The organism is Neisseria sp. HMSC074B07, assembly GCF_001810355.1.
GTDB lineage: Bacteria > Pseudomonadota > Gammaproteobacteria > Burkholderiales > Neisseriaceae > Neisseria.
In genome coordinates, this window is record NZ_KV800946.1 from 14,151 (window position 1) to 21,869 (window position 7,719).

Below are 7,719 nucleotides of genomic sequence, written 5' to 3' on the forward strand. Positions count from 1 at the left end.
CGCCTTGTCCTGATTTAGTTAATCCACTATATGTTGTGGGTTCGGACGATCTTCGGTCTGTTTTCGCAATGTATTGTGTGAACTGTGTGTTCGGTATCTCGTCGGGCAGCCAGACCCGACTTTTGCTGTTTTCAGACGACCTTATTTATCCAAACGCAGCAGCGGACCGCCTGCTTTCTGTACCGCCGTTTGATAGGCGGGGTCGTTTTCGATGCGCTGCAAATAGGCGCGGATGTTGGGATAGTCCGCCAATCCGAAGCGGTCGGCGGCGGCTTGCAGCGGGTAACTCATCATGATGTCGGCGCCGCTGAGCCGGTTGTCGACCAGCCAGTCTTTGCCGTTTAATTCGTTTTCGACATAGGCAAGATGCAGGGCGGCTTGCGGTTCGATAAAGCCGTTTTTGACGTTGCCGCTGATTTTGCGTGCGACAGGTTTGATGAAAAACGGCATGGAGGCGTTTTCTATTTTGCGGAACACCAGCCCGAGCAAAAGCAAGGGCATCAGCGAACCTTCGGCATAGTGCAGCCAGCGTTGGTAATGCCAGTAATCTTGGCTGCCGCGTTCGGGCATGAAGCGTCCGCCGCCGTAGGTTTGAATCAGGTAGTCGGTAATCGCGCCGCTTTCGTTGAGCACGAATCCGTCGTCGTCGATAACGGGAGACTTGCCCAGCGGGTGAACGGCTTTGAGTTCGTCGGGCGCGAGCAGGGTTTCGGGATGGCGCGCGTAGGTTTTGATTTGATACGGTGCGCCGATGAGTTCGAGCAGCCAGACGATGCGCAGGGCGCGGGATTGTGCCAATACATGCAGGGTAATCATTCGGTTTTCCTCGGTGTGTGTATGTTCATTATGATGACAATAGCCAAACGGGGTTTTCAGACGACCCCTTAGGTTTGGAGGTCGTCTGAAAACTTAATCTTTAGACAAAGCATCAATCGGATTGAGCTTGGAGGCTTTGTTGGCGGGCATAAAACCGAACGCTACGCCGATGGCGGTGGAACAGACAACCGCGCCGATAACAGAGCCGATGGAAATTTCCATCGGAAATTCGGTAACGAATTGGTTGAACACGAGGCTGATGGCAGTGGACAGCCCTACCCCGACCAAACCGCCGATAATACAGATTAAGACCGCTTCAATCAGGAATTGTTGCAGGATGTTGTTTCGCCGCGCGCCAATCGCCATGCGCACGCCGATTTCTTTGGTGCGCTCGGTTACGGACACCAGCATGATGTTCATCACGCCGATGCCGCCGACCACCAACGAAATCAAGGCGATGGAGGAAATCAGCAGCTTCATGGTGCCGGTGGTGCTTTCAACCATCTGCTTGATGCTGTCGCTGTTGTTCATGAAAAAGTCTTCCGTACCATGCCGCGTTTTGAGCAGCTCGGTCAGTCCTTTTTCGGCGACTTGGGTGTTGGCGTCGTCTTTGATTTTGACGGTAATCGAGTTGGTGTGGCTCTCGCCGGTGATTTGGTGCATCACGGTCGTATAGGGCGACCAGAGCATCAATACGTCGGAATTGCCAAAAGAGTTTTCTTCTTTTTGCATCACACCGATGACGGTCAGCGGGCGTTTGTTGAAGAGTACGGTCTTGCCCAACGGATCGACATCCGTGCCGAAGAGTTTTTCTTTGGTGTTTTGGTCAATCACGACGACTTGCGCGTCTTCTTTCACATCGCCCTCATCAAACAGGCGGCCTGATTCCAGCTTCAGCCCGCGCACGTCGAAATATTGTTCGCCCACGCCGTACAGCGAGGCGGTCAGGTCGGTATTGCGGTAGGTCAGCGTGCCGCCGGAGGTGGTCTGCGGCGTGGCGGAAGCGACGTAGCTTTGTTTGGCGATGACTTTGGCGTCGTCAATGGTCAGCGTTTTAATCCTGCCGCTGCGCCTGTCGCCGAAGCCGCGCCCGGGGAAGATGCTGATGGTATTCGTCCCCATCGCGCTGATGTCTGCGAGGATTTTTTTCTCAGAACCATTGCCCAAAGCGACGACGGACACGACCGAGGCGATGCCGATGATGATGCCGAGCATGGTCAGAAGCGAGCGCATTTTGTGCGCCATAATCGCCTGCACCGACATTTTGAAGGCTTCGACGAATTGGTCGTAATAAAACAGCCACGAAGATTTTTCTTTGATGCGTTCTATTTTGCTTTCGGGGATTTCGGGATTTTTTGAACTGTCGGAAATAATTTCGCCGTCGCGGATTTCGATGATGCGGTTGGCGATGGCGGCGATACCGGGATCGTGTGTAACCATAATCACGGTATGTCCTTCTTTATGCAGCTTTTGGATGATTTCAATCACATTTTTGCCGCTAGCGGTATCGAGCGCGCCGGTCGGTTCGTCGGCGAAGATGATTTCGCCGCCGTTCATCAGGGCGCGGGCGATGGAGACGCGCTGCTGCTGGCCGCCGGAAAGTTCGCTGGGCTTGTTGCCTTCCTTGCCTTCCAAACCCAAATCCTGCAACAGTTTTTCCGCACGCGTGGAACGCTCTTTGCCGCCCATGCCCATATACACGGCAGGCAGGGCGACGTTGTCCCGCGCCGTCAGCGAACCCAAAAGGTTGTAGCGTTGGAAAATAAAGCCGAAGCGTTCACGCCGCAATGCCGCCAATTCGTCCGGCTCCATTTTGGCGGTTTCGATGCCGTCGATTTGATACGAACCCGAAGTCGCGCTATCCAAGCAGCCGAGGATGTTCATCAGCGTGGATTTGCCCGAACCGGACTGCCCGATGATGGCGACGAAATCGCCCTTCTCTATCGACAGGCTGACATCTTTCAAAACATGAACGCGGTTCGCGCCGCTGCCGAAGTAGCGGTTGATGTTTTTACATTCGATTAAGCTCATAAGTGTTTCCGACCGATAATGATGTATGGAGTGGAAAGGTCGTCTGAAAGGAGGATTTTGCTAACAAACAAAACTTTCAGACGACCTATTGCCTATTTATCTCGGCGGACCGCCCTGCATGGCGCGTTGCGCCGCTTCAGCCTGCTCCGCCGCGCTCATTTCCGACATCACCACCTTGTCGCCTTCTTTCAAACCGCTTTTCACTTCGGTATTCATACTGTCTTTCAGACCGACCGTAATCTCGCGTTCCGAAGCTTTACCGTCCGCGCCCAAAACGCTGACAAACGATTTGCCGTCGTGTTTTTTAATCGTCAGCGTCGGCACGAGCAAAACGTTTTTCACGCCGTTGATTTCAATCGTGTTCTGCGTCGTCATACCGATAGAAAGTTTGCCGTCGGGATTAGGCACCAAAGCGCGGGCGTAGTAGTAAATCGCATTGGAAGTCGTGTCCGTGCTGGTGGTATAGCTGCCCAGCGACATCGTGGTCAAGCCTGGGTCGACGCTGTCTAGTTTCGCCTTAATCGGCGTATCCGGTTCGGACAAAATCGTAAACGAAATATCCTGCCCCGCTTTGACCTTGGTAATATCGCCTTCGGCAATCTGCATTTTGTTCAACATCGTATCCAGATTCGCCAATTGGATAATCGTCGGCGTGGACTGCACCGCATTCACCGTCTGCCCTTCTTCCACCGGAATCGCCACCACCGTACCGTCCATCGTCGCAGTAATGCGGGTATAGCCCAATTCCGATTCGGCGGTATTAATGGAAATTTTGGTTTGCTTGATGGAAGCCTTCAGCTCGGCAACGTTTGCCTTAGCCGCGGCCAGCGCATCCTTCGCACTTTCCAAATCCTCTTTGGACGTCGCGTTTTCCTTCCACAAAGCCGCCTCGCGCTTATATTTCTTCTCCGCGCTGTTCAGCGCAATTTCGGCAGAAACCAATTTCGCCTGATACGTTTCCAGCTTGGATTTTTCCGTATTCAGCGTGTTCACCTGAGTGGTCGAATTGATTTCCGCAATCAAATCGCCCTTTTTAACCTGCTGTCCGAGCTTGACATACAGCTTCTTAATCTGCCCCGAAGCCTGCGCGCCCACCGACACCAGATTCGACGGCGAAATCTCGCCCGTAGCGGATACCGTCTGGCTGATGTCACCGCGTTTGACCGTTTCCGTGATGTAAGAAGTTTGAGGTTCGGGCTGGAAATAAGACCACGCAGCAAACCCAAGCACCGCAGCAACCGTTATTCCAACCGTCCATTTATTAATGATTTTTGCCATAACTGACTTTCTGATTCATCCATTTCATCTGTTCAATCCGGCACCCGATTCATGTCGCATAATCCCAACACTTATCCGCCGAAAACGCTGAAAACGGGCAGATTTTACTGCAAGCATTTACTCCAGCCAAGACAATAACCGACCAAACTAAAATTTAACTTATTGTTTTACATAGAAATAATCAAAACCCTTTTCCAGAATATTTCAACGTATTTACATATTTTCCCAATCTCAATATTTATCCAAACATTCAAAACAAGAGAAAAGAACTATAATTCAACATCCATCAAACCCAACAACGGCCGCCTCCCCGAACCTTTCAGACGACCCGGCATGATAAATATAACAACAATGACACTTACTATGAAAAACAAATCACAAGGTTTTACTCTCCCCGAGCTACTCGTTGTCGTCCTGATCATCGCGATTTTAGCGACGATCGGCTATCCCTCTTACCAACGCTACGTCCGCAAAACACGCTTGGAAAGCGTCCGCTCCGAGCTGCTGATCAACGCCCAAAACCTCGAGCGTTACTACGCCCAGCATGCGACCGTAAAAGCCGAAGCAGGCAATCCCGCCTTGCCCCCCTTGGTTCAAAACCAATATTTCAATATCTCCATCTTCAACTTCGAAGGTCCGGACGACAACGATAAAAAAATCGTAAACTCCGCTTCCTCAAGATACATCCTCGAAGCCAAACCCACAGACGAATACAAGTCCACCGAGACCTGCTCCGTTTATCTCAACAGCGACGGCATCTTCTGGGCAAGCAATTCCAAAAACAATGAGGACTGCCCGGGCTTCGAACCCATCAGCCAAGAATAATTTGAACCTACCGCCGCGATTTATCATAAAGGTCGTCTGAAAATTTTCAGACGACCTTTATTCTACTATCAACACCAAATCACGCCGTTCAATGCAATTTATGAACTGATACCGACCGCACCACTCTTATCAACATCCCCATCTTTGCCCACAACGGTCGATATCATGCTGACTTACACCCGCAGCGTCCGGCTGGATGCGCCGCTCGAACCGATATTCCGCTACTGTACTTCCCGACACGGATTTGCCTGTCAGTTTCCGTTTGACGTGCAATGGTTATCGGAAAAGGAATACTGGGCGCGGGGAGATATTTTGGATTTCAGATACAGAGTTTGCGGGATTTGGTTGCGGCATCGCGCCGAAATCATTTCGCTTGAGCCGAACCAATCGTTTACCGACCTGATGCTGGAAGGGATTTACCGCTCCTTCCGCCATACGCACGAATTCAAATCTTCCGGAGGGCGTACTTGTGTAACGGATACGGTGGAATTTACTTTCGGGCTGGGGAAAACGGTTGACTGGCTAATCGGATTGCCGACTTTGCGTCGGACATTTGAAAAACGCCACTGTTTATTGAAAGAGTGGGCTGCCCAATGGAATGGTCATGTTGAAAAAACGCAGCAAATTGAATAAGTAATATAATATTTCATAGACAACATCACGACCACAGACACCATGAAACAACCCGGCAAAGGAAGTAAGCCATCCTAGTATTTCTACATTTAAATATTAAAATTTTTAAAAAACAAAAGATTGGACTTGTAATGAAAAAATTATTTTTTGTATTGTTAGGACTGACTAGCCTTAATGTTTATGCAGCTGATCCCACTTATGATGCAACCAGAGGCGCATTGCAAAACAATTCGGCATTATGTCAGTATGGCTACAATCCCAACTGTGCGTCATCTCGTCAGCACCAACGAAAACAGCCTACGGAAATTGTTAATATCAATGTTCCTTCAAAATATTTAGCATGGGCAATCAATCCTAAAACAGGTATTTCAGGTGGTGCAATGGATATGGATTCACTTGAGGCAGCCAAAAGACAAGCCATCAAGACCTGTGAACAAGGAGGGAGCAATGCCCCATGTGTAGTTGCAAAATGGGTTAGAAACGGCTGTCTTGCAGTTGCACAAGGCAGATATAAAGGCAAATGGAAAACTTTCTATGGAGTAGATGATCTTGGTCGTGCCGAAGCTAATGCATTAAATCAATGCCATACAGCCGCAGGTGTAACACAGTGCAGAATTACCACTCCGGAAGGTTGCGCTTTGCCTAAATATTAATAGACCAAATGCCGTCTGAAATTTCAGACGGCATTTTATAAAAAATCGGCTTTGTGCCCGTCTTTATTTTATGCCTGCTGTTCAAAAGAACTGTGCCGCTGTTTATCAAAGACTGGCATGAGCGTGTAAAAGCATCCTTTAAAAAGCGCGGCATCCATACCGAAGTCTGATTGGTTCTGAAAAAACGCGTTCAATATTTCAGACGACCCTTGTTTAGCAAAAAAGGTCGTCTGAATGTTCAGACGACCTTCTTTATTCCCGTTACATCACAAAACGGCTGCCGGATAGGACCCGATGACCTTGACAAACGATGCGCGTTCACTCAAGAGCCGCAGTGCGTTTTGGACTTTTTCGTCGTTTTGATGTCCTTCGATGTCGATGAAGAACAGGTATTCCCACAGCGCGGATTTGCTCGGGCGGCTTTCGAACTTGGTCATGGAAATACCCGATTCGGTAAACGGCTGCAACAGCGCGGCGACGGCGCCGGCGCGGTTGGGTGCGGAGACTGCCAGCGAGGTTTTGTCTTTACCGCTGCTGCCTGTATCTTGATGCCCCATGACCAAAAAGCGCGTGGTGTTGTTCGGCTCGTCCTCGATGCATTCAGCGACATAGTTCAAATGATAAATATCGGCTGCGGTACGCCCTGCAATAGCGGCGATACTGGGGTCGTCTGATTCTGCCACCAGCCTTGCCGCCTCTCCGTTGCTGGAAACGGCGATGCGTTCAGCGTTGGGCAGGTTGCGTCCGAGCCAGTCGTTGCATTGCGCCAGCGCTTGGGCGTGTGCGATGACTTTTGTGATACCGCCCAATTCGTGTGTGCCTTTACGCAAAAGGTTGTGATGGATGCGGACAATGACTTCGCCGCAGGCTTTCAATGCGGTTACTGCCAATAAGTCTAAGGTGCGTCCGACCGAGCCTTCGGTCGAGTTTTCAACCGGCGCGACCAAATAATCCGCCTGCCGCGTTTCAACTTGTCGGAAACACTGGTCTATGGTTTGAAATGCGGCGGTATGGGCGGCATGGCCGAAATGTTTGATGGCTGCCTGCTGGGTAAACGTTCCCTGCGGGCCGAGGTAGGCAATCGTCAGCGGACGCTCCACCGCCAAGCATTCGCTCATCACTTCGCGAAACAGCCTTGCGATGGATTCGTCAGGCAACGGGCCTTTGTTCAAACTCTGAATCCGCCTCAATACCGCGACTTCGCGCTCAGGACGGTACACCGCGCCCGTTCCTTTCAATTCGCCGATGGCGTGCGCATGGCCTGCGCGCTCGTTCAATAGGCGCAAAATCTCGGCATCGATTTCATCGATGGCATTGCGGTGCGGCAAAAGCTGTTCGTCAATGGATAAGGACATATCGACAAGCCCCTTGTGATTCATTCATAAATACAAGCAATCATTCTAACATCAAACAGGTCGTCTGAAAGCTGAATACGTTTTCAGACGACCTGTTTTATAGTGGATTAACTTTAAATCAGGACAAG

The 7,719-nt window shown here is 50.5% G+C and carries 7 protein-coding genes; 3 read left to right on the forward strand and 4 right to left on the reverse strand.

Translation table 11 applies throughout. The annotated features are described in order from the left end of the window. Window positions 1-141 precede the first annotated feature (141 nt). The 3 genes from HMPREF2726_RS07430 to HMPREF2726_RS07440 form a co-directional block, all read right to left on the reverse strand. On the reverse strand, window positions 142-816 hold the full coding sequence (locus HMPREF2726_RS07430) for a glutathione S-transferase family protein (RefSeq protein WP_070602851.1): 675 nt from the start codon (window positions 814-816) through the stop codon (window positions 142-144). A 93-nt stretch (window positions 817-909) separates the two neighbouring features. Then, the gene (locus HMPREF2726_RS07435) at window positions 910-2,847 is read right to left on the reverse strand and encodes a MacB family efflux pump subunit (RefSeq protein ID WP_009312345.1); all 1,938 of its coding nucleotides are present in this window, start codon (window positions 2,845-2,847) and stop codon (window positions 910-912) included. A gap of 96 nt (window positions 2,848-2,943) precedes the next feature. Then, complete coding sequence (locus tag HMPREF2726_RS07440) at window positions 2,944-4,125, reverse strand: efflux RND transporter periplasmic adaptor subunit (protein WP_003758056.1); 1,182 nt, start codon at window positions 4,123-4,125, stop codon at window positions 2,944-2,946. 363 nt (window positions 4,126-4,488) lie between these two features. On the opposite strand from HMPREF2726_RS07440, the gene HMPREF2726_RS07445 reads away from it, so the two are divergent. From HMPREF2726_RS07445 to HMPREF2726_RS13180, 3 genes are all read left to right on the forward strand, one after another. Beyond that, window positions 4,489-4,950, forward strand: a complete 462-nt coding sequence (locus HMPREF2726_RS07445) for a type IV pilin protein (RefSeq protein WP_009312346.1) — start codon at window positions 4,489-4,491, stop codon at window positions 4,948-4,950. A gap of 165 nt (window positions 4,951-5,115) precedes the next feature. Continuing rightward, on the forward strand, window positions 5,116-5,583 hold the full coding sequence (locus tag HMPREF2726_RS07450; protein ID WP_009312347.1) for an SRPBCC family protein: 468 nt from the start codon (window positions 5,116-5,118) through the stop codon (window positions 5,581-5,583). Window positions 5,584-5,714: 131 nt separating this feature from the next. Beyond that, on the forward strand, window positions 5,715-6,236 hold the full coding sequence (locus HMPREF2726_RS13180) for a DUF4189 domain-containing protein (protein WP_009312348.1): 522 nt from the start codon (window positions 5,715-5,717) through the stop codon (window positions 6,234-6,236). A gap of 266 nt (window positions 6,237-6,502) precedes the next feature. On the opposite strand, the gene pheA is transcribed toward HMPREF2726_RS13180, so the two are convergent. Continuing rightward, on the reverse strand, window positions 6,503-7,591 hold the full coding sequence (pheA, locus tag HMPREF2726_RS07455) for a prephenate dehydratase (protein ID WP_039862795.1): 1,089 nt from the start codon (window positions 7,589-7,591) through the stop codon (window positions 6,503-6,505). Window positions 7,592-7,719 lie beyond the last annotated feature (128 nt).

What these genes read in the sequence shown, in the direction of transcription:
- HMPREF2726_RS07440 (WP_003758056.1), bottom strand. Translation starts at nt 4,125, where the DNA reads ATGGCAAAAATCATTAATAAATGGACGGTTGGAATAACGGTTGCTGCG.
- HMPREF2726_RS07445 (WP_009312346.1), top strand. Translation starts at nt 4,489, where the DNA reads ATGAAAAACAAATCACAAGGTTTTACTCTCCCCGAGCTACTCGTTGTC.
- HMPREF2726_RS13180 (WP_009312348.1), top strand. Translation starts at nt 5,715, where the DNA reads ATGAAAAAATTATTTTTTGTATTGTTAGGACTGACTAGCCTTAATGTT.
- HMPREF2726_RS07450 (WP_009312347.1), top strand. Translation starts at nt 5,116, where the DNA reads ATGCTGACTTACACCCGCAGCGTCCGGCTGGATGCGCCGCTCGAACCG.
- HMPREF2726_RS07430 (WP_070602851.1), bottom strand. Translation starts at nt 816, where the DNA reads ATGATTACCCTGCATGTATTGGCACAATCCCGCGCCCTGCGCATCGTC.
- HMPREF2726_RS07435 (WP_009312345.1), bottom strand. Translation starts at nt 2,847, where the DNA reads ATGAGCTTAATCGAATGTAAAAACATCAACCGCTACTTCGGCAGCGGC.
- pheA (WP_039862795.1), bottom strand. Translation starts at nt 7,591, where the DNA reads ATGTCCTTATCCATTGACGAACAGCTTTTGCCGCACCGCAATGCCATC.